The following is a 17,880-nucleotide window of genomic DNA, read 5'->3' on the forward strand; positions in this document are numbered from 1 at the left end:
ATGCCCCTCGATTCAGCCCCGGCGGGGGTTCGCTACGTGGGCGCTGAATACAAGGGGTGTTCACGAATGCGCTATCGCCAATCCTCGCATAGGTGCTGATGGCGCTGGTAAGGGCCGGACATGCCAATGGGCCCCGCAAGATTGGGGGCCCATTGCTCCGTCAGTTTCCTTACTGCGCCGGGGTCGAGTGCTTTTCCGGCTCGTTGCGCTTCTGGGACGTCCAGGCACCGTAGTACTGCGGCGGCTCCTGGGTGGTGTCGGCGCCGTCGGCCGCGTACTGGGCCCTCACGTCGGCTTCGAGGTTGGTGTAGCTGCTCAGGGGGTGCGTGCCGCTGTTCTTGCTCGATCCGGTTGCGGGCGGGGTGTAGCCGGGCCACTCAGTCATCGTTACCTCATCACATTGGCCTACGCGTAGTAATGCCAGAATAGGGAGTACCTATGAAATTGGGGTAATTAGGGCTGAATGCCAACCTTCAGCTGTGCAAGAAGGTTGTTGAGGCTGGTACGCAGGTTATTCACGTCGGTCAGCAGTGCGTTGTACTGCGCGTCGGTGATGGTGCCGCTGCCCGCTGTTCCACCAGTGGCATTGGTTGCGGTCGCCGCCGTGGTGGTGACGGCGGTCCCCTTGGGCAGCTGAGCAGCCGTGGCTGTCCCTGTGATGGCGCTGAAGGCGTGGGCGTGGTTGCCAGCCGCTGCGGTCGTCGCGGTGGCTCCTAGGGCCAGGCTGGAGGTTCCAGCGCCGAGCACGGTTCGGGCAGCCGCTGCGTCGGCGGCCTGAAGAACACTTCGCCCGGTAGCCGAAGCATCGGAGATCGCGGCAGCAGTGTGGGTGTGGTCGCCCGCTGCGGCGGTGGACGAGGTAGCGCCGAGGGCAAGGCTGGAAGTCCCCGCCCCGATAGCAGTTCGGGCAGCGGCCTGAGTGGCAGCGGTCAGGAGCGTTCGTCCCGTGGCCGTGGCATCGGCGATCTGGTCCGAGGTGATCGGTCCGCCGCCGGAGGAGCCGTAGCTGTGCTTCTCCTCCTCGTTGCGCCTCTGCGCGGTCCAGCCGCCCTCGTAGTACTGCGGAGGCATCTGGGAGACGTCCGCGCCGTCCGTGGCGTACTGCTCCTGGATGGCAGCTTCCAGGTCTACGTAGGAACTGAGCGGGTGAGTACCGGAGTTGGTACTGGATCCCTCTTCCGGGGGCGTGTACCCCGGCCATTCGATCGGAGTCGACATTAGCCCCTCGTTTCAGAAAGTCACACTCTCTCCAGAATAACGGCAATATGTGCGTGAGGCATATGGAAGCCCCCAGGGTTCGGGTTGAACATCACCGAACGCCTGGGGGCGGTCTTTGTCAGCGCAGGTTCATTCGCTGAGCGGTAGCCCGGACGCACACGCCCTCGTGGTTTGAGAGGTACTCAAAGTGTTTCCCTCCTGCTATTTCTGCACGAGCACTGAGGGTGCGGGCCCCATCATCGAGCCAGTTCTGGAGTTCCTCCCGATCACTTTCCTCCAGGAAGGGGAGCGAGCTGCGGAGCCGTTTTCGGATCCACCGAATGGCGACTCCGTGGTGCGGAAGTTGGGCACTCGACTCGACAGCCTCCGCCCCGCCAGTCCCGTTCAGGTAGCAGGTGAACGTCACTCGGATCGGCGGGGTCAGCAGCTGAAACTGATCAGTGATCACGGACATCCTCTCCAGCATCAGGGGAGCTCCGATACCGGGGACGTATCCGGAGTTGATAGTCGACCCCAGGCGACGGGAAACGCAGGAAGAGCAGCTCCCCCGCCGCCAGCCGGTGTGCGGCGTGCTCCTGGGCGTCCGGGTTGTTCAGCCACCAGGATGCGACGGACGCCGCTTCGATCTCCGCATTGAGCTCGTGCATCTCGATGTGGTCAAGCAGCCAGCGGACGGCGTCGTGCGAGGTCGGCGCCTGGTACCGCCCAAGACACCATGTACTGACCCTCCGCCTCGACGGCGTCCCCATCCGGATGACCGCCACCGAAGTGCAGGCGTAGGTAAGGAACTTGGGCACTTCGGCGTCCACCCACCAGCGCAGGCGCGTAGACGTGATCACCGCAGGCTCGGCGGCGCACCCGGCACGCGGACGGTGCAGCTGATCTTCTTGCCGGTGCCGGTGATGGTGGTCTGCCAGTCGGGGTCGATCTGCGAGATGAGAAACATGCCCCGGCCGTCGGTGCTGTCCCAGTCGGGTTCCCGGACAGAGGGGAGGTCCCAGGACTGATCGCTGACGCAGACGTGGAAGGCGGCGTCTTGGGGAACGAGCCGGATCTCAGCTTCGTGACACGCGACGTGCTTGTACACGTTGCTCAGCAGTTCCTGAACGACCAGCAGAACGTCGCCCGTTACGGAGACCAGGGCCGCTCCGGCGAGGTGTCCGGCGAGGTACTTGGCGACGTTTCTACGCACCCCCTGTAAGGCATCAGGGGTTGCTGTGACCATCTCGACGTACTGGTGCTGCGCCATGGGGGTCATGGCTCCTCCAGACAGTGGGGGTCGATGAAGCGGCCCGCAACGTCTGCTGGGGGCGCCTGCGTTGATGTAGTGTCATGTTGCTCGCTAGAAACGTTTCGCGCAAGCGATGTGGCCCCAAAGGGGGTATCGCTGAAGAGAGTTGGCATATGACAAGCCTGGTGGAACCTGTCGCCGTGTACCCTGCCGCGAAGGGAGGTAGATCGATGACTGACGCCCAGCCCAACCTGCACAGACGCAGGCTCGGCGCGGCTCTTCGAGGCCTACGGGAGGCCAAGAGTCTGAGCCTGACCGAAGCCGCTGAAATGCTCGGGATCAACAAGAGCGCGCTCAGCAAGATCGAAAACGGTAAGCAGAGAGTTCCGCCGATCTCGCTTGCTGGATACTTTGAGGCTTACGAGTGCACCGGGTCACCACGCGCCAACCAGATCCGACAGCTGGCCACCATGGCGTCGAGCGGCAAACGGTCGAACCTTCTCGACCAGTACGGCAACGTGGTCCCCGGCCCCTTTGCCCAGTACCTGAACATGGAAGAGCTGGCTTCCAAGAACGACACGTACAGCCTGGTTGTCCCCGGACTGTTGCAGACCGAGGACTACGCCCGCGCTCTGGTCGGCCGAAGCCACAGGTGGCGGACGAAGAAGGAGGTGAGTGACCTGGTAGAGCTGCGGATGGCTCGTCAGGACGCGCTCCGGCGCGACGCTCCCCTTCAAGTCTGGTGCGTTCTCGACGAGGCTGCCCTTCGCAGGCAAGTCGGCGGATCTGGTGTAATGCGCGCACAGTTGGAGAAACTGGCCAGCGTGACGGAAGACGCGCCGAACGTGGCAATACAGGTGCTACCGTTCAGCGTCGGGCCAAATGCCGGAATCGACGGACCGTTCCATGTCCTTTACTTCCCGGCGGGACCGCCACTTGTCGTTGTAGAGCCGATGACTTCTTCTCTGTACCTTGAAGAGGAGAAGGACGTGGAACTCTATGAGACTGCGTTCAACCACCTCCGCGCCGAGGCTCTCGACGTGGACAAGTCCCGACTGTTCATCCGCGAGATAATCAAGGACCAATCATGACCCACGCCCTCAGTGACGCCAACTGGCACAAGAGCAGCTACAGCAACGGCTCCGGGGACAACTGCGTCGAGCACGCGCAGCTTTCGACCGGCGCGCACGCGGTGCGCGACACCAAGGACCGCGAGCTGGGTGCCTTCATTGTCGGGCCCACGGCCTGGCAGGCGTTTGTCGACAACGCAAAGCTGGCGCCTGCTGTCTGATCTAAGCAACGAGGCCCCCTACCCAAGCTTGGGTAGGGGGCCTCGTGCTGTCAGCGTCAGTCGCGAATGACGGTCGGCGCAATGCGCTCGTAGTGCCCGCCGTCGCGCTGAACGGTCTCGTACCTGACCTCAGCCGCCGGGGAGACTCCGTGACCGAACTCCCCGAGGAACGTGGGGCTTTCGGTCCATGCGGCGGAGCCCGGGTGGGATCGCTCGCTCATGGTCTCGGCAGCCGTCTTGATGTAGACGGACCGGTTGGTGTCGTGCGGGCCGGTCTCGTATCCCTGCATCGCGCCGGTCATGAAGCCGGAGGGGACGTTCGGGTCGGTGACGAGGCCCTCCTGGAAGCGCAGCGGTCCGCGCCGTCCTGGAGTGGGGGTGGCGTGCTCGCTCTCGTAGTGGACGCCCGCCTGCTCCGGGAAACCCGGAGAGGGGGCCAGATTTCCAGCCATGGGGTAGCTCCTTCGATGACGTCGTCTCTATCAGGGTAGAGACGCGGCTTATATGGCTGTTAGTAGGCAGTCGGGGTTTGCCAGCCGTACGTGGGCGGCATGGAGTCGATCGGGATGATGTTCGCGTCGTCGACTTTGAGCGTATGCAGGGGTACCGGGCCGGTATCAGCCTTGGCCGAAGGGACGTTGATGGCGAATTGCCGCCCGCCGGGAAATGCCTCTCGGACCGTGTATGTGAAGGGCTTCTCAATAGCGGCGGAGTCGGACGACGGCAGGTTGATATCGAGCCTTCCGTGTTTGATGTTGTAGGCGCGTACGCGAGGCATGATGGTGGTTCCCGTAGCGTCATCGCGGTAGGTCGCGTTAGGCCGGATCAGGAGGCGAGAGCTGAGAGGCGCGCCCTCGTCGTCGAGATAGGTGGCAACAACGTTCACCACAGGGATGGTTGCCGGGTACGGCGGGTCCGGCTCCTCTCCCTCCGGCGGGATGAAGGTGTGGTTCTGGACTGTCCAACCGGGGCGCCACCAGGCGTCGTTGGGGTTGTAGCCTTCCATGATCGCTCCTAAGCGGCGTAGAACACGTTCTCAGAGGATTCGACCTCGGCAACGGCGAATTGCTCCGAGATGCTGGTGCAGATCGCGAGGCTGTCCACGAAGTCGTCATGCGCGCCGGTCTCGTCCGGGGCTTCCACAATTACATTGGGACCTTCGTATCGGATCTCTGCGTCTTCCATCTGCTGCCGGAATTTGCGCCATACCCGCAGAGCCCGGGTTTTCGCGTGTGCGGGCCAGCCGATCTTTCCGTCGCGCATGAGGTCCATCAGATAGCGCCAGCGCTTCGACTGGGCGCCTCGGTCCGCTGGAACGGCAACGATTTCAACGCCCGGCATGAGAACGCGGAGGCGGGATATGACGGTGTCGCCGACACCGCCCTGGTCGACTCCGATAGCGAAGACATGGAAGTTGGAGAGGTACTCCACGATACGGAAGTACTGCTCCTCCCATTCGACGCCGGTAAGGTCCAGCCAGCTGAGCACGCGATGCTCGAAGCGGCCGAACTGATCTGGGTAATCCCATCCGACCCAGCAGACCGTGACGATGGTGGAGTCAATCTTCCGGGCCGGGTCGATACCTACGATGACGGGTGACTTCATCCATGCGTGCTGTATCTGCATGCTCTTGTCGCCGAGGGTGTCGAGCTTTTCGGCGGTCGTGAACATGCCTCGGTCCAGCAGCCATATCAGCCTGTAGCTCAGTTTGAATTCGTCGGACTCCTGGCCAATGCGGAGGATTTCCTTGGAGACGAATTTCTTGTAGTTTACGTTGTATTTGGCGACCGTCTTCCAGTCGGCCTCGTAGTGGTCCTGCCGTGCTCCGCGTTTCGTTCCCGCGCGCTTGTTGATCTGAATGGTCTTGTAAAAGACGCCCTTGGTGTACGTCGGGGTTCCCGTGAACACCATTGTGGCGTTGGTCGAGGCTCCCATCGGGGCCACGGACTTGTTGATGACTTTTTCGTCAGCGCCCTGGCATTCGTCGACCAGGATCAGGTGATAGGTGCGGCCTTCGATCTTGGCCCGGGGATGGCAGGTGGTCTTACGGACGAGGCTTCCACAGTTCTTCAGCTTGAGTTCTTTTCCCCGTCCGATGACTTCTTCGCCGATTTCAGGGTCGGACATGAATTCTAGTGCCGCGTCCGACGTCAGCCGGGACACTATGCGCCCATAAAGATTGTCCGCCTGTTCGTCAACCGGCGCGAAGGCTCCTACCCACACTCCCTCGGCGAATTTACCGAGCAGGTCCGGGAACATCACGGCAAGGCGGGGCAGCAGAATCATGCAGGCGGCGGTGACGTTGGCGACGAGTTCGGATTTTCCGGCCTGGCGGCTGATGAGCGCGGTGATGGTGGCGCCGTCGCCGATGATGAGTGACTCGATAATGCGACGGGCGATAGGCGTCTGGTAGGGCCGAAGCGGGTGGCCAGAGATCTCATCGACAAGGATCAGGATCTTCTCCGTGATGTCATCCACGAACTCCCGGGAGAGCTCGTCCAGGACAACTTCGGTATCGATCCTCGCCTGACGTTCCGCTTCAGTCTCGTCCGACGCGACGGCGTCCACGAGAATCTTGTCGTCGACTATCTCCTGCATATTGCCCCAATCGATGCATTCCGCATCCTTGAGGCTAAAAAGAAAAGCCCCCGGAGTGTTAGTCCGGAGGCGCGGCGGGAGGCGTCAGGCCGTCTTCTTCCATCGCTCATTCTGGGTGGACACCAGGTAGGCCCCGTATCCCGCGCTTCTTCCGATTGCCCGTCCGACGGCGGTTGCGCTGACGCCGCAGCCCTCATGCAGGGCGACCGCCCAGGGCCCCAGGGAAGCGTCCTTGGCCGTCTGGGGCGGATAAAGACGGCAGGGACGGTCCGGGCAGTACACGGTGCCTACGCGGCGATTGTGGGGGGTGAGGAAGAGGAGCGTGCCGCAGACGGCGCAGCAGTGCTCATACATCGGCATTGCCGTCTTCTCCGTGCTCCTGCTCCAGATAGCGGCTCAGGCCCCGGATGAGGCTGCGTACGAGCCTGGGGTCATCGGGGAAGAAGCAGGCCATGCGGTAGGCTCCTTCCCGGGTGTTGTACCCGCTGAGGTCCAGGGTCCGAGGGAGATCGTCGGCCTCCCTGACCCGCAGGTGAAGTTCCAGCTCGTCAGACACCTTGTATCGACCGAACACGCGGTCACGGACTTCCGTCGGCACTTGTTCCATGCCTTCAGTGTCTGTGCACACCAGCTGAAGTGTCAAACGTTCCTGCGGCGGTGGAGCTCGTCGCTCATGGCCACCAGCGTGGCTACACCCCGGTCGAACTCGGCAAGCGCGCTGGCCTCGCGGGTTCGTAGATAGTCGGTGAAGGCGCGGCTCATCTCCGATCCGGCGACGTCGAGCCACACTCCCATCTGCTCGGCAGGCATACTGCGTACTCGACGGCGCAGCGGGGAGACGAGGCCAGTCAGGCGCTGGGCGAGTTTCACGAGTCCAATCCCATCATGCGCAGAATTTCCCATTCCTCATCGGGATCCTGCGCATTTTCGGCGATCCTTTCACGCGCAGCCCTTACGTACCGAGGATCAAGTTCTCCGTCCTCGTCATGGATGGCAACTTCCCGGGATGTAAAGACATGAGCGAACATTTCGCCTGGCGTCATTCCAGTGGCCTGCCACCGGCCGAACAGCAAAGCTACACGGAGGGGCCATATACGCACGAATGTGGCCTGCGATGTCCGGCACTCCCCGTCGATCTCATTGAGCTCGAAGCGGTGGAATAGCGGGGTACGCGGCTTGACCCAGGTGCATCCGATGTAGCTGCCGAAGATGTCCATTGTCCTCATATTCCGAATCCTAAGAGGGGTCGGGAGAACGGTTGTAGTCAGCGGATTCGGGCGTATCGGTACGAGTTGAGCGTCCGGTTGATGGTCCGGCCGGTGGAGACGTTTCGTTTTACCATGCGCCAGATTCGGTACGGAACGTCGTAGTACTCGTATATGGGGCCGTTCAGAGAGGTGGCGCTCTCCCCTTCAGAGAAGAGGATCCTCACCGTCTTGGACTTTCCGTCGTATCCGGCTGCCTGGGTTCGACGCCGCCTTCCGATCTCCGGTCCGATGGTGTTGGTGGGCCGGAAAGGCATCAGCTTCGAGGTATCGGCGCCGCCGGAGGCAAGGAACTCGTCCATGGCTCGCTGGGTACGCGGCCACGAGTTCTTCTTCGCGTCGGCGATGGCCTTGGCCTGCGCCTGGCCGTGGAGGCGGTTGGGGCCATAGGCGCCCTTGCCGTTGCCCGACCCGGCGTCGCGGGGCCCAGAAGGCGTCTGGAGGGTCGTCTGACGCATTACGTAGACGTCCCGGGCGGAGCCTGCCGACCTGACGGTCTTCACCTTCGGAATCGGCTTGACCTCGGCCATGCGTGAGGCCAACGTGGGGCGCTTTCGCCGCCGGGGATTGGCCATGCTCTACCTTCCCTGCACAGTCCAGCCGGGCTCGTCCTCGGGAGCGTCAGTCGGGCTCGTGCGGAGAGCTGCCTGGACGAGAACACCGTCCTTGTAGTAGTCGCCGTCCACGTGCATAGGGACGATGCCGGAGTACGTGTCGGCGCGGGGGCGGAATTCCTCGGGCATCGGAACGTCGGCCGTCATCGGTGCCTCAGGTGTTCGACCCGGCTCAGGCAGGGAGCGCAGAGTGAAATGGGCTGGTGCAGCTGGCTGCCTGTCGTGTGGACCGCCGCAACGTCAGGGTGGTTGTCGCACATGATCGGGTCCTTCTCTTCAGTCGATTCCCTGCGCGGAACCGGCTTCTTGACTGTGGACATGCACCCTCCAGAAAGCAGAAATACGCCCAACCGTGGCGATCGTAATCAATCCTACGGTTGGGCGTATTTCTGGAGTTAGCTCATGCTGCCTGGCGCAGTACCTGATGCACGTCCGGCTCGAAATACCCGGCGCCCTTGAGCACTTTTCCGTCCTCGCGCAGCACGGGCTTCTTCGTCACGGGATCAAGCTTGGACATGTTGCTGGCATGAACGGCGTCGAACACTTCTCTCAGCGGAATTCCCCGCGATACGCAGAAGGCATCGAGAGCCCGTGCCAGTGACTGAAGTGTGGGAGCCAGCTCTCCCCGAGCGAGGGTGAGGTGTTCCTGCGAGTACCCGTGATCCATGGCTCGGAAGAGCCAGTCGAGTTCGCTCTGCGCGTCCCGGCTGAACTGCCCGATCACCAGGTCGTGCACGAATGCGCCACTGCTGGCGAAAAAAGGGTCGGGGGCGGGGTCGACAAAGGGAAGCCCGAGAAGATGCGCCGTTCCCGCAGTGACATAAAGCAGGTCGGCTGCCTCTTTGGCGAGATGCGCCCGGTTCTGCTCTGTCGGATCCTGCTGCGTATCGCTGATTGCTTCGAAGAGCTCGCGCGTTTCCTCGGCGATAAGGGTGGCGCGCAGGGGGATCAGAGCGAGCTGCTCGACGGGGGTCAGTCGAGCGAAGGGTTCCACCCCGAAGGCCCGGTGAAACTGCGCAAGGGTGGCACGGTAGTGCTGGCGTTGCATGGGGCTCCTCAGGGAAGGCACTGGGTGCGCGCCAACCCTACGAGGGCGACCACTTAGATGTCAACTAAGTGGTCACCCTCCGTTCTCGACCCACTCCCGCGCCTCGCGGCCGTCACGCAGCTCAACCGCGCGCAACTGCTGCTCCGTGGTCATCGGGCCGGGCTTCATCACAGCCCCATCCTGCTCGATCAGCACCTTCCGCAGATCGGTGTGCGACACGAGCTCCTTATTCGGGAGCTCCAGCAGGTCGGACAGCAGGCGGCCGACTCCCACCCGAGCGGCAAGCCAGGGAAGCAGTTCCTCCTCCAGGTCGGTCCGGCAGTCCGCGCAGAGCGCCAGATACGAACCACTCCTGGAATTCAGGGCGAGGTGGGAAAGTTCCCCCTCAGGCACCAGCCTACCGCACACGGTAATATCTTCCGTGTCGGGGTCCTGCCAATTCCGTTTACAGGTAAACTGCCCGGCAAGTGCATAGCCAGGCCGCTCTTTGGGTCTTCCGAATCTTCGCACAACAGTCCTCCTTGGGGCGGGTGCCACCAAGATAACGACTGACCACATAGTTGGCAACTATGTGGTCAGTGACTGTACGTCAGAAGACGGGCACCAGGGGGGGCACCCGCACACCTACCTGCTCCCACTCCCCCTCGGAGCGCCGGTCCCCCTCTCGCCCGGGACGCCGCACCTTCACCTTGCGATGACGCCCCCGCTTCCCCTTCGCCTCCTTCTCCGGTGCGCGCCGACTCGCTTGCTCAGGAGCAACGTTGGCTCGTGAGGATGCGCTGGGACGCGCCGACGGCTTGGCCACGCCTCCCGGCGCCGAGGTGGGGCCCGGTCTCGCCACCGGTACAGAAGTGGGAGCCATGAGGGGGAAGTACTCAGAGGACGGGCTCTCCGGGTGTTCGTCGGCGGCATCCCCCTCCGGGAGGAACGGCTCCGTGACAGATGCGGCCGGGCGGACTCCGCCCTCGACGCTTATACCGAGCGCCAGGGTGACGACCCCGACAACGCTTGCTGCAAGGGTGCCCCCAGGAAGCCGGGTGGGCGCCTTCCGGGCGGCGTGCCTGCGAACTGGCGGCTTCTCCCGACTAGGCGGCTCTGCCGCCACTGTCTTAGTTTCGTCCGCCGCAGATGCGACTAGAACAGTGGGATACCGGTCGACAGGGGCGTAGTAGGACTCCCCCGTATGAGGGTCAACAACTTCGACAAGTTCACCTGCTGCCTTCGAGACCGCGATGACTCGATCCGCCAGCCGCTGGTCCCAACTTGAACCCATGAACGCCCCCTTGGCGCAGGCGTCGACCCACGCACTCGAACACTTGTTCCCTTGATTGTGTGATCAACCTACTACAGCCAGCCACGGCCGACTAGCTCTACGAGCCGACGTCTATCCCGAGGTCAGGGCAAGAACGAGGCAGAACCTTCACGAGTTCCCCGCAAGGCCTCACGCAACGTCTGCATATTCCGGTCGCCCATTCGAAACTGTCAAGGTGGCGAACAACCGCAAACGGACGTAGAGGTTCCTTTAGTTGCCGGAGCAGACCAGGTCATGCGCATCACACAAAACGGTTGCACTCAAGCGGTGTGACCAACGTCACATTGCCATATGACGCACCGTAATGATCCGGCCATGACTTGCCCTGAGTCCCGTCCACCACTCGATACCCAGAAGACAGCCCGCGTCACCCACTCCACATGGGTTCCGCCATGAACTACCCACGCCGCATCGAAATCTGACGCATCCTCAGTGCCTGTCTCGGCTACTCAGGGAAGAAGCCACCCGGCGCCAGCACACGGTCGCTCATGCCGCCTCCCCCGGCTGCTCCGGCCAGACCTGTGACATCAGCTCCACGAACTCGGGGTCTTCAGGCGCACCAACAAGCTGCCCCTCCCCGTCATCCACCGCCTCGTCAACGAGGTAGGTCGTCACCGCGTCGCCCTCGGTCAACTCGCCCCAGCAGAACAATTCCTGACGAAGCGCCACGACCACGTAGGCAGCGCCCCCGAGCACGAGAATCTCCCCGCGAGGCAGGACCGGCGCCGACGTTCGAATCCCCTCGGCCGGAGTGATCTCCAGCGTTCGACCGGCGGTCTGAAGCAGCTCGACTTTCACAACATGCCCCATCACGCAGCCCCGATCCGGCGGGCAAGGTCTCCGGGGGTGACGTCACCGGGTATCCGGCCGTCGGTGAACAGGTGCACTCCGGCATCCTGGTAGCACTGGTCGACGTACTGCGAGCAGATCATCGCACCCGTGTCCGAGACCAGCCTCTTCAGCCAGCGTGGGCGAATTCCCAGTCGCGCGGTTGCGAGGGAGAAATAGGTCGCGGCCGAGTACGGAGTACCCAGATAGTGGATCGCCGCGAAGACAATGCTCTGACGCTGTTCGTCAGTCAGGCTGAGAGCGTCAGACGACCAGGCGAGAGTGTCCTCGGTCATGTACCGAGAGAGCGGAGCAACACGAGCTCCGCCAGGCGCCGCCTCGATCAGGCGATCGTCACCGATATAGACGAAGACATGCTGCCACTCATGAAAGCCGTCACCATTCAGCCACTGCCCGATCTTCACCAGTCGCCCGACAGTGCCGTCAATCTGCGTGAGCCCAAAATCCCCGGGCCGAGGATTGAAAGTAGTCATGCTCCAAGCCAATAAGACTTACAGCATTGAGTGTTAGTTTTCGTGATCACGAAAAGCCCCGCCCGCCTGCCGCGTACCAACAGGCGAACGGGGCCCCCTTGCAAGAGGGGGGAACGGTCCCTCACAAGGAGTGCATCGCAGCCCCGGCGGTGGCAACAGCACAGTCGGCCTTTGCCACGCCCTGGCCATGGCCAAATCGCCAGGAAGGTTCACCCGAACCGGGGCTGACTCCCGCTCGCGGAGAAGGCGCAGAATGTCTCCGCGAGCGGGTTCACACATGACATCAGGCAACACACCCAGCCCGCAACGTTTCCCCAGAGAAACTCCACCTTCGAGGAGAAATGGACTATGCCAGGCGCATACTCCTTCGCTGCACAGGAGGTGGCACGGAAGAACCCCGCCCATATGCCTCGGGGGAGACACGTGGGCGGGGTCTTTCGCGTCGGCTACACGCGGCAGGCGCGATCCTCACACGGGAACACCTGCCGGGAGACGTACTGGCCGGAGACGGACCAGTAGCCGTAGATCACCTCGCGGGCTGCCGTCTGCTGCAACTGGGCCCTGGAGTACTCCAACCGGGTAGCCACCGGAAAGGATGCCGCGTCGACCGGCACGTGCCCGGTCAACTCCTTGTCCAGCCACGCCATGGACTCATCGAGACTCTCCAGTCGGGCCACCGGCTTCGCCCGGTCACGGATTTCGATCGGCGGATAGTTTCCAGGCGCCTGCCCTCTACGGATCTGAGTATCGGAGAACCCCCTACCGGTGTACGCGTAGGCATGGAAGTGCGTGGCAGAAATGGTGGCCTCCGGCTGGCAGATCGGAAGAAGACGAAGGTAGCGCAGTTGCGGGGTGGTGCAGTGGGTTACGTGGTGCGTGCCTTGTGGCGCGCCGAGTTGATGGCTGCCTCGCCGTCGACTGCCGCCAGGGCCCCGATTGCGACCTTGCGGGCCCACTCCAGCGCGTCAGTGCCGTCAAAAAGATCAGCTGGGGTGATTACCTCGCGTGCGTCGAAGTCGGCGCGCACGTGACGTATGAGGATCTCGACGAGGTGCTCGACAAGCCAGGCGTGGGTACGCTCCTTGAGCGCGAACGTCAGATGCAGCGAGGGGACCGCGCCCTTCGTCTCCGGAGAGTGAACCCAGCCGCGAGGCAGCCAGAAAACATCGCCGGGCTCCAGGACGACATCGCGGGGCGAGGTGGTGCTGAGGTAGCGGTATTCCTCGTCCGTCCAGCCACGCAGGCGGAAGTTGTCGTGCTCCTCAGTGGGGCGCTCGACGATCGGCGGGTGCAGGTGCCAGACCTTGCGGCCGTGCAGTTGCACGATGAGGGTCACATACGGGTCGTAGTGGTAGCGCAGGCCCTGTCGGTCGCCCGGCGTGAGGTAGGCGTTGACGTGCGCCCGGCAGCCGGTCTCGTTCTGGATGTCATCCTTGAGATGGGCGAGATTGGGGTAGAGCGTGTGCAGCAGACGCAGGGAAATCGAGCCTCCCTCGTCAAGGTGCGCACGGACAGCCCCTGGATTGGGCATGTCGCCGTCCGTGTACTCGTAGGGCTCGACCACGGCGCCGTCGCGGAGAAGGACAATGTTGCGGGCGGCGATGCAGCCGGTATCGATGAGCTCGTCGACCTCCTTCATTGTGAGAAGGTCCCGGAAGGCGACGGGGTCGTGCGGGAAAACCTGTGGCTGGTCGGGCCAGCTCGTCCGGATACTGTCGAGGGAACCGACCAGGTCATGCAACTGCATGGGGCACTCCTGCTGTTGAGATGACGGAGCGGGTGCCCCAAGACTGAGATTCAGCCCTGGGACACCCGCGTTCAGCGAAGTGGTGTCACGCGTTGGTCGGCGGCGTGACGGTGTCGAGGATGTGCTGCGCGAAGTTCAGCAGCTCGGTGCTGGTGCCCCGCAGCTCGCGTCCGGCGCCCTCCGCCTTGGTGTCACGGATGGCGTAGCCGCCACCGTTCAGCTGAGCGAGGGAGAGGCAGGACTCCATGTTCTCCTCGGTGCCGTTGCCGTTGCAGAGGTAGGAGAACTCCCCCTCGACAGGGCGGCTGTAGAGGCTACTGTTGGGCGTGGTTGCCGTCATGGCATCTCCTCGGGTACTTCGGCGTGAGGCCTTCCCTCACACCGTTGTGCACGTGCCGGGCCATTGGCCCGGACTCGCCCCGGTTGGGTTCCCTGCATGGTTCCCGGCCGGGGCACTCACATGACAGCAGCCTCCACCCCCCGCCCGCAACGTTTCTCCCGAGAAACCTACGCCGCCGGAGAAAGTGGACTATGCCGGATGTATAACCTCAACATTTGTACCCAGGTCAGGACATGAGTGGCCGTCACAGGACTGACAGTGGTGCTTCTGCTCGACCATCTGAACGATCGCCGCCGCCTGCTCGGCCTGACTGCCCCCGCCCCGAAGGACAGCCAGCACCTGAGCCGACAGCACCTGCTCCTCCGGCATCCGCTCCGGCGCCGCGCAGTGGCCACTGAGACACGTCGGCCCACTGTGCACATGAGCCCCCTTTGCCACCGCCGTCGCCAGCAGGGTCTCGACCATCGCCGTGACCTCCTCCAAACTACGCTCACTGGCCACCAGCTGCTCCTCTCAGATCGGTTCGCAACAGTTCTGCATGGATGTTCCCAAGTGACGCCTGGCCCGTCACCGGATCCGGGAAAACGCCATTGACCGGCCCGTTGTACCAACCGCCGATCGCACCTGTCGCCTCGTCATGAAGCGTCTCCGTCAGCACCGCCGGATGCCGGAATGGGATCTCCCACCGGGCCCATACCGAACCGCCGCCCACGCTGCTGTTGGCTTCGTCCTTGATCCACCCGTGGTCCTCGGGGATGAACCCTTCCGGCCATCGCACAAAGAATGTCATCTCACCGACCTCGCTTTTTCGCGAAGTGTGCGGCCATATCCGCCATCCCTTCCAGATACCCGACGAACTTGACGTCCACCAGATCTCGCACAGTTCCAGTCGCGGTCGTGAACCGCACCCAGAATTCCTCTTCCTGCGCCTCCCACCGGATATCCCACCCCGGCTGGACAACGCCCATCGCCACAGCGTCCTTCAGCCAAGCTTCAAACCTCTGGCGCGTTTCCAGGGCATCGTCCGGGATCTGTTCCACAAATTCCCTCACGTTTCTTCCGCCGGAATCTCGCGCACCATCTTGGGACCATTCCCGAGCTCGACCATGCACTGCCCCACGCGGGCGTTGTGGCCCTCGACTGCCTCATCCCAGGTGTGGTACTTCGTCACCTCGGAGTCGTTCTCGCCGTTCTTGGCCACGAGGGTCTCGAAGACCTCCCGGCCTCCCGTGTCTGCACCCGTCCACACCGTCGAAACCACAAAGTGCTTCTCCGGCGGACCCGCGCTCTTCAGCTCGGTGGCCCCGACACGCACATACACGCGGTCGTCCGACAGCCGCTCGAACTCGCCCCTGTCGATGGGGCTGCCGTTCTTGTCGTAGTAGCTCATGCGTAGTCCCTCGGAATTGCACGCAGGTCGTGATCGTCCCAGCTCAGACGGTCATCCGGATTGAAGGCATAGTGCTTCTTCACCTCTTCGTGGCCCGGCTCCTCTCCACACCACTTCCACTCCCCCTGTGACGTGAAGTAACGAGCCAAACAGAAATCATCCTCGCTCTTCTCGTCGTCCCGGTCTTCCCATAGCCACTGCGGCACTTCATCCGGCGGAGGCACAAGACGCAGCGGCCCAAGAACCGCATCCGCCATAATCTCCGCGTCGTTCGCCGAGGCTCCCGCTGCGGTAATGCTGGCTACGATCTCCCCGTACAACGCAGGTGACACCGCCCTCAGCCCACCTGCGACGTACTGCTCAATTCGCTCCATCAGATCCCCTCCCCTTCTCCCCTGACACGTGCCGCTCCATAACTGCAAGCCCCTGGGCCAACGCCCGGAACTCCTCCGCACTGAAGTACAGGTGGAGCCCCAGCCTCGTCGTCGTCAGCTGGACAGAGTACGAGCCTTCCTAGGCATCCCACTCGACCCTGCCGTCCTTGATCACTTCGGACTGCTGGATAAGTGCCAGCAGTTCGGTGAGCTCAATACCCTCCTCTTCGGCCGCCTTGCCATGTAAACCGCTTATGCCCCAGCTCATTTGCCCTCCCCTTTCTCGATTACCTTCATTTCATCCCACCCAGCGGCCGTCAGCCGGTAAAGGTGGGCGCCGAACTTGATCTCCGTGCCCATGAGCATCAAGGGAGACCTCACCTCGTCATCCACCCACCGTCGGGAGACAAGTCCGCGTCGCAGGAGCTCATCCTCGCCCGCCATCACTCCGACAATGTTCTCCCTCCCCAACAGCTTCGTCATGTCGAGAGTCCCAAGCTCCTCAGTGGCCTCGGATAACAACTTCAGGACCACGACTGCCTCCGCCGCAGCATCTGGCGGATCTTTCCTCCGGCTCATGCTTTCCCCCTGCTCTGCCGCATCGCCTCATGTCCCTGCGCCCTGGCCAGTGCGGACCGGATCAACTTGAGCCTGCCGACGCCAAGCCCCCGGATTTCACAGAGCTCCTCATCGGACATACTGGCCAGCTCAGCAACGGTCCAGATGTCCGTGCGCACGAGGGGATAGGCAGTACGGTGCCCCTCAGCATCATGTCCCAGGAGGTCGAAGATTTCTCCGCCTCGGCAGAGTTCGCACGCGACTTGTTCATTCGTCATGACACCCGCCACCCTCCGCATGTCGGGCACCAGACCCATGCCCTAACGTGCTGATCGGCCACCCAGAAGACGGATTGATTCACCTGGTCCCGTGGGATCTTCTCAACGGTCCAGTTCGAGCTGTCCCGCAGCACATGACCGTCCTCCGGCGCCCGCTTACAGCCATCGCGATGGATGCTCGCAGCCACCAGCCGCTCCCCGCGCCAGCGCCGCGCGAAGAGGAACTTCTGCTCCGGGCCCGTGACTCCTGCACTGACCGCAACGCCCTTGAGCGGCTCGGGATTTACCTCCACACGCTTCGCCTCGTTCGCGGCGACTTTCTGGCCGAGCCGCATGAGCTGAAGCCTGGCCAACTCTCCCATGTTTTCTGGTGGGTTGCTCGGGGCCGCAGCCCGAGACCAGTCAGAGTCCCACTCGTGAACCATCTGCATGAGCTCTGTGTAGAGGCGGCCCCGAAGCTCGGTAGAGAGCCCGTACTCATCGAGCTTCACGTTCAGACGACTGCCTAACTCGGCCAGCTCCGGGTCGCATCGGTGACACCACCCGTGCTCGACGCAGTGCCGGTTACTCCCGCACGACGCATTCATTTCGTCTCTCCTCTCACCGTGCAAAGCGGCCAGCCGCTCCCTGATCAGCCTGATCCCGCCCGCTCCCAGCCCCCGGATATTGGAAAGCTCTTCTTCGGAGGTACTGGCCAGCGCATCAATGGTCCAGATGTTTGCGCGCACGAGAGGGTAGGAGGCTCGGTGTCCCGAACCGTCGTGTCCCAGGAGGTCGAAGATCTCTCCGCCGCGACAGACGCCGCATTCGGCTTCTTCAGCTGGCGCCGGTCCACGTCCTTGCGAAGTCATACTCACCACCCCTGAATCGTCCCGGGAACCTTCGCTCCATGGTCTCGACGATGTACTGGTTCTCCTTGTACGCCAGCTTCTCCGCGATCTTGAGCGCTTCATCGAGGGGCCAGTGGAAGGCCTCCGGCTTCGGGCCCAGTTCCTCCCACCGCTCCCCTGTCCACGTAAGCCACTCCCCCTCGAAGATCCCCCACTTACTGCTCCTGTGGTCCAAGTCCCGCTTCACCGTGTACCGCTGCGCCTTGCCGTCGCCTGCCCAGTACACGAAGCGGAACTCAGAGGCCCGGTCCAGTGTTGCGATGGCGGCTGCCCGCTCTTCCGGCGTCACACGTCCCGCCTCTCCCCTAATCTCGATTTTCGTCATTGAGGGTCATTGTGTTTGCCTCAGTCACGTCACCCGCCAGCCGAACAGTGCGAACGACGGACCGGTACACGTCGGTGGA

The 17,880-nt window shown here is 62.9% G+C and carries 30 protein-coding genes; 2 read left to right on the top strand and 28 right to left on the bottom strand.

The annotated features are described in order from the left end of the window. Window positions 1–169 precede the first annotated feature (169 nt). The 4 genes from ACIOHC_RS36050 to ACIOHC_RS36065 form a co-directional block, all read right to left on the bottom strand. Window positions 170–385 carry a hypothetical protein gene (locus ACIOHC_RS36050; RefSeq protein ID WP_401845742.1) on the bottom strand — a complete coding sequence of 72 codons (216 nt, stop codon included), beginning with the start codon at window positions 383–385 and terminating at the stop codon, window positions 170–172. 68 nt (window positions 386–453) lie between these two features. Next, complete coding sequence (locus tag ACIOHC_RS36055) at window positions 454–1,218, bottom strand: hypothetical protein (protein ID WP_401845744.1); 765 nt, start codon at window positions 1,216–1,218, stop codon at window positions 454–456. 437 nt (window positions 1,219–1,655) lie between these two features. Next, entirely contained in the window at window positions 1,656–1,865 is a 210-nt protein-coding gene (locus ACIOHC_RS36060) for a hypothetical protein (RefSeq protein ID WP_401845745.1), read from the bottom strand. Window positions 1,866–2,053: 188 nt separating this feature from the next. Further along, window positions 2,054–2,467, bottom strand: coding sequence for an ATP-binding protein (locus ACIOHC_RS36065; protein ID WP_401845747.1), 414 nt, complete (start codon window positions 2,465–2,467; stop codon window positions 2,054–2,056). A gap of 212 nt (window positions 2,468–2,679) precedes the next feature. On the opposite strand from ACIOHC_RS36065, the gene ACIOHC_RS36070 reads away from it, so the two are divergent. Next, the gene (locus ACIOHC_RS36070) at window positions 2,680–3,540 is read left to right on the top strand and encodes a helix-turn-helix domain-containing protein (protein ID WP_401845749.1); all 861 of its coding nucleotides are present in this window, start codon (window positions 2,680–2,682) and stop codon (window positions 3,538–3,540) included. Next, window positions 3,537–3,740 carry a DUF397 domain-containing protein gene (locus tag ACIOHC_RS36075; RefSeq protein WP_401845750.1) on the top strand — a complete coding sequence of 68 codons (204 nt, stop codon included), beginning with the start codon at window positions 3,537–3,539 and terminating at the stop codon, window positions 3,738–3,740. Before ACIOHC_RS36070 ends, ACIOHC_RS36075 begins: the two co-directional genes overlap by 4 nt. 56 nt (window positions 3,741–3,796) lie before the next feature. Here the strand turns inward: ACIOHC_RS36075 and ACIOHC_RS36080 are convergent, their stop codons facing one another. From ACIOHC_RS36080 to ACIOHC_RS36195, 24 genes are all read right to left on the bottom strand, one after another. Next, complete coding sequence (locus ACIOHC_RS36080) at window positions 3,797–4,192, bottom strand: hypothetical protein (protein ID WP_401845752.1); 396 nt, start codon at window positions 4,190–4,192, stop codon at window positions 3,797–3,799. Window positions 4,193–4,251: 59 nt separating this feature from the next. Next, window positions 4,252–4,746: a hypothetical protein gene (locus tag ACIOHC_RS36085; protein WP_401845754.1), complete on the bottom strand. Its 495-nt coding sequence runs from the start codon at window positions 4,744–4,746 to the stop codon at window positions 4,252–4,254. 8 nt (window positions 4,747–4,754) lie between these two features. Next, the gene (locus tag ACIOHC_RS36090; RefSeq protein ID WP_401845756.1) at window positions 4,755–6,338 is read right to left on the bottom strand and encodes a hypothetical protein; all 1,584 of its coding nucleotides are present in this window, start codon (window positions 6,336–6,338) and stop codon (window positions 4,755–4,757) included. Window positions 6,339–6,684: 346 nt separating this feature from the next. Continuing rightward, window positions 6,685–6,945, bottom strand: coding sequence for a hypothetical protein (locus ACIOHC_RS36095; RefSeq protein ID WP_401845757.1), 261 nt, complete (start codon window positions 6,943–6,945; stop codon window positions 6,685–6,687). A gap of 32 nt (window positions 6,946–6,977) precedes the next feature. Then, entirely contained in the window at window positions 6,978–7,208 is a 231-nt protein-coding gene (locus tag ACIOHC_RS36100) for a hypothetical protein (RefSeq protein ID WP_401845759.1), read from the bottom strand. Further along, window positions 7,205–7,555 carry a hypothetical protein gene (locus tag ACIOHC_RS36105; protein WP_401845761.1) on the bottom strand — a complete coding sequence of 117 codons (351 nt, stop codon included), beginning with the start codon at window positions 7,553–7,555 and terminating at the stop codon, window positions 7,205–7,207. Before ACIOHC_RS36105 ends, ACIOHC_RS36100 begins: the two co-directional genes overlap by 4 nt. 47 nt (window positions 7,556–7,602) lie before the next feature. Next, window positions 7,603–8,061, bottom strand: coding sequence for a KTSC domain-containing protein (locus ACIOHC_RS36110; RefSeq protein ID WP_401845764.1), 459 nt, complete (start codon window positions 8,059–8,061; stop codon window positions 7,603–7,605). A 120-nt stretch (window positions 8,062–8,181) separates the two neighbouring features. Further along, window positions 8,182–8,364, bottom strand: a complete 183-nt coding sequence (locus ACIOHC_RS36115) for a hypothetical protein (protein ID WP_401845767.1) — start codon at window positions 8,362–8,364, stop codon at window positions 8,182–8,184. A 253-nt stretch (window positions 8,365–8,617) separates the two neighbouring features. Next, complete coding sequence (locus ACIOHC_RS36120) at window positions 8,618–9,265, bottom strand: hypothetical protein (protein WP_401845769.1); 648 nt, start codon at window positions 9,263–9,265, stop codon at window positions 8,618–8,620. Between the two features lie 72 nt (window positions 9,266–9,337). Further along, a complete protein-coding gene (locus ACIOHC_RS36125) occupies window positions 9,338–9,658 on the bottom strand; it encodes a hypothetical protein (protein ID WP_401845770.1) in 321 nt (106 codons plus the stop codon). A 1,405-nt stretch (window positions 9,659–11,063) separates the two neighbouring features. Next, window positions 11,064–11,375, bottom strand: coding sequence for a hypothetical protein (locus tag ACIOHC_RS36130; RefSeq protein ID WP_401845772.1), 312 nt, complete (start codon window positions 11,373–11,375; stop codon window positions 11,064–11,066). 11 nt (window positions 11,376–11,386) lie between these two features. After that, on the bottom strand, window positions 11,387–11,899 hold the full coding sequence (locus ACIOHC_RS36135; RefSeq protein ID WP_401845774.1) for a hypothetical protein: 513 nt from the start codon (window positions 11,897–11,899) through the stop codon (window positions 11,387–11,389). A gap of 446 nt (window positions 11,900–12,345) precedes the next feature. Continuing rightward, the gene (locus ACIOHC_RS36140; protein WP_401845775.1) at window positions 12,346–12,546 is read right to left on the bottom strand and encodes a hypothetical protein; all 201 of its coding nucleotides are present in this window, start codon (window positions 12,544–12,546) and stop codon (window positions 12,346–12,348) included. A 218-nt stretch (window positions 12,547–12,764) separates the two neighbouring features. Further along, on the bottom strand, window positions 12,765–13,646 hold the full coding sequence (locus tag ACIOHC_RS36145) for a JmjC domain-containing protein (RefSeq protein ID WP_401845778.1): 882 nt from the start codon (window positions 13,644–13,646) through the stop codon (window positions 12,765–12,767). An 85-nt stretch (window positions 13,647–13,731) separates the two neighbouring features. Then, window positions 13,732–13,986, bottom strand: a complete 255-nt coding sequence (locus ACIOHC_RS36150) for a DUF397 domain-containing protein (protein WP_401845780.1) — start codon at window positions 13,984–13,986, stop codon at window positions 13,732–13,734. Between the two features lie 189 nt (window positions 13,987–14,175). Beyond that, window positions 14,176–14,487: a hypothetical protein gene (locus ACIOHC_RS36155; protein ID WP_401845783.1), complete on the bottom strand. Its 312-nt coding sequence runs from the start codon at window positions 14,485–14,487 to the stop codon at window positions 14,176–14,178. Then, window positions 14,477–14,776: a hypothetical protein gene (locus tag ACIOHC_RS36160; protein WP_401845785.1), complete on the bottom strand. Its 300-nt coding sequence runs from the start codon at window positions 14,774–14,776 to the stop codon at window positions 14,477–14,479. The genes ACIOHC_RS36155 and ACIOHC_RS36160 overlap by 11 nt, the downstream gene beginning before the upstream one ends. A gap of 1 nt (window position 14,777) precedes the next feature. Next, window positions 14,778–15,026: a hypothetical protein gene (locus ACIOHC_RS36165; protein ID WP_401845788.1), complete on the bottom strand. Its 249-nt coding sequence runs from the start codon at window positions 15,024–15,026 to the stop codon at window positions 14,778–14,780. Between the two features lie 8 nt (window positions 15,027–15,034). Beyond that, the gene (locus ACIOHC_RS36170) at window positions 15,035–15,376 is read right to left on the bottom strand and encodes a hypothetical protein (RefSeq protein WP_401845790.1); all 342 of its coding nucleotides are present in this window, start codon (window positions 15,374–15,376) and stop codon (window positions 15,035–15,037) included. Then, entirely contained in the window at window positions 15,373–15,750 is a 378-nt protein-coding gene (locus ACIOHC_RS36175) for a hypothetical protein (protein ID WP_401845792.1), read from the bottom strand. The genes ACIOHC_RS36170 and ACIOHC_RS36175 overlap by 4 nt, the downstream gene beginning before the upstream one ends. Before the next feature lie 139 nt (window positions 15,751–15,889). Further along, window positions 15,890–16,018, bottom strand: coding sequence for a hypothetical protein (locus tag ACIOHC_RS36180; protein ID WP_401845794.1), 129 nt, complete (start codon window positions 16,016–16,018; stop codon window positions 15,890–15,892). Beyond that, window positions 16,015–16,329 (bottom strand): hypothetical protein, encoded by a 315-nt coding sequence (locus ACIOHC_RS36185; protein WP_401845796.1) that lies wholly within the window; start codon window positions 16,327–16,329, stop codon window positions 16,015–16,017. The genes ACIOHC_RS36180 and ACIOHC_RS36185 overlap by 4 nt, the downstream gene beginning before the upstream one ends. 253 nt (window positions 16,330–16,582) lie before the next feature. Next, complete coding sequence (locus ACIOHC_RS36190) at window positions 16,583–17,314, bottom strand: hypothetical protein (protein ID WP_401845798.1); 732 nt, start codon at window positions 17,312–17,314, stop codon at window positions 16,583–16,585. 88 nt (window positions 17,315–17,402) lie between these two features. Continuing rightward, complete coding sequence (locus ACIOHC_RS36195) at window positions 17,403–17,801, bottom strand: hypothetical protein (protein ID WP_401845799.1); 399 nt, start codon at window positions 17,799–17,801, stop codon at window positions 17,403–17,405. Window positions 17,802–17,880: the final 79 nt, after the last annotated feature.

The sequence above is a fragment of the Streptomyces sp. NPDC088252 genome, assembly GCF_044740965.1.
Taxonomy (GTDB): Bacteria; Actinomycetota; Actinomycetes; order Streptomycetales; family Streptomycetaceae; genus Streptomyces.

What these genes read in the sequence shown, in the direction of transcription:
- ACIOHC_RS36140 (WP_401845775.1), bottom strand. Translation starts at nt 12,546, where the DNA reads ATGGCGTGGCTGGACAAGGAGTTGACCGGGCACGTGCCGGTCGACGCG.
- ACIOHC_RS36075 (WP_401845750.1), top strand. Translation starts at nt 3,537, where the DNA reads ATGACCCACGCCCTCAGTGACGCCAACTGGCACAAGAGCAGCTACAGC.
- ACIOHC_RS36180 (WP_401845794.1), bottom strand. Translation starts at nt 16,018, where the DNA reads ATGAGCTGGGGCATAAGCGGTTTACATGGCAAGGCGGCCGAAGAGGAG.
- ACIOHC_RS36135 (WP_401845774.1), bottom strand. Translation starts at nt 11,899, where the DNA reads ATGACTACTTTCAATCCTCGGCCCGGGGATTTTGGGCTCACGCAGATT.
- ACIOHC_RS36160 (WP_401845785.1), bottom strand. Translation starts at nt 14,776, where the DNA reads ATGACATTCTTTGTGCGATGGCCGGAAGGGTTCATCCCCGAGGACCAC.
- ACIOHC_RS36105 (WP_401845761.1), bottom strand. Translation starts at nt 7,555, where the DNA reads ATGGACATCTTCGGCAGCTACATCGGATGCACCTGGGTCAAGCCGCGT.
- ACIOHC_RS36150 (WP_401845780.1), bottom strand. Translation starts at nt 13,986, where the DNA reads ATGACGGCAACCACGCCCAACAGTAGCCTCTACAGCCGCCCTGTCGAG.
- ACIOHC_RS36090 (WP_401845756.1), bottom strand. Translation starts at nt 6,338, where the DNA reads ATGCAGGAGATAGTCGACGACAAGATTCTCGTGGACGCCGTCGCGTCG.
- ACIOHC_RS36120 (WP_401845769.1), bottom strand. Translation starts at nt 9,265, where the DNA reads ATGCAACGCCAGCACTACCGTGCCACCCTTGCGCAGTTTCACCGGGCC.
- ACIOHC_RS36050 (WP_401845742.1), bottom strand. Translation starts at nt 385, where the DNA reads ATGACTGAGTGGCCCGGCTACACCCCGCCCGCAACCGGATCGAGCAAG.
- ACIOHC_RS36195 (WP_401845799.1), bottom strand. Translation starts at nt 17,801, where the DNA reads ATGACGAAAATCGAGATTAGGGGAGAGGCGGGACGTGTGACGCCGGAA.
- ACIOHC_RS36060 (WP_401845745.1), bottom strand. Translation starts at nt 1,865, where the DNA reads ATGCACGAGCTCAATGCGGAGATCGAAGCGGCGTCCGTCGCATCCTGG.
- ACIOHC_RS36095 (WP_401845757.1), bottom strand. Translation starts at nt 6,945, where the DNA reads ATGGAACAAGTGCCGACGGAAGTCCGTGACCGCGTGTTCGGTCGATAC.
- ACIOHC_RS36065 (WP_401845747.1), bottom strand. Translation starts at nt 2,467, where the DNA reads ATGGCGCAGCACCAGTACGTCGAGATGGTCACAGCAACCCCTGATGCC.
- ACIOHC_RS36110 (WP_401845764.1), bottom strand. Translation starts at nt 8,061, where the DNA reads ATGCGTCAGACGACCCTCCAGACGCCTTCTGGGCCCCGCGACGCCGGG.
- ACIOHC_RS36085 (WP_401845754.1), bottom strand. Translation starts at nt 4,746, where the DNA reads ATGGAAGGCTACAACCCCAACGACGCCTGGTGGCGCCCCGGTTGGACA.
- ACIOHC_RS36055 (WP_401845744.1), bottom strand. Translation starts at nt 1,218, where the DNA reads ATGTCGACTCCGATCGAATGGCCGGGGTACACGCCCCCGGAAGAGGGA.
- ACIOHC_RS36145 (WP_401845778.1), bottom strand. Translation starts at nt 13,646, where the DNA reads ATGCAGTTGCATGACCTGGTCGGTTCCCTCGACAGTATCCGGACGAGC.
- ACIOHC_RS36080 (WP_401845752.1), bottom strand. Translation starts at nt 4,192, where the DNA reads ATGGCTGGAAATCTGGCCCCCTCTCCGGGTTTCCCGGAGCAGGCGGGC.
- ACIOHC_RS36175 (WP_401845792.1), bottom strand. Translation starts at nt 15,750, where the DNA reads ATGGAGCGAATTGAGCAGTACGTCGCAGGTGGGCTGAGGGCGGTGTCA.
- ACIOHC_RS36115 (WP_401845767.1), bottom strand. Translation starts at nt 8,364, where the DNA reads ATGACGGCCGACGTTCCGATGCCCGAGGAATTCCGCCCCCGCGCCGAC.
- ACIOHC_RS36170 (WP_401845790.1), bottom strand. Translation starts at nt 15,376, where the DNA reads ATGAGCTACTACGACAAGAACGGCAGCCCCATCGACAGGGGCGAGTTC.
- ACIOHC_RS36070 (WP_401845749.1), top strand. Translation starts at nt 2,680, where the DNA reads ATGACTGACGCCCAGCCCAACCTGCACAGACGCAGGCTCGGCGCGGCT.
- ACIOHC_RS36185 (WP_401845796.1), bottom strand. Translation starts at nt 16,329, where the DNA reads ATGAGCCGGAGGAAAGATCCGCCAGATGCTGCGGCGGAGGCAGTCGTG.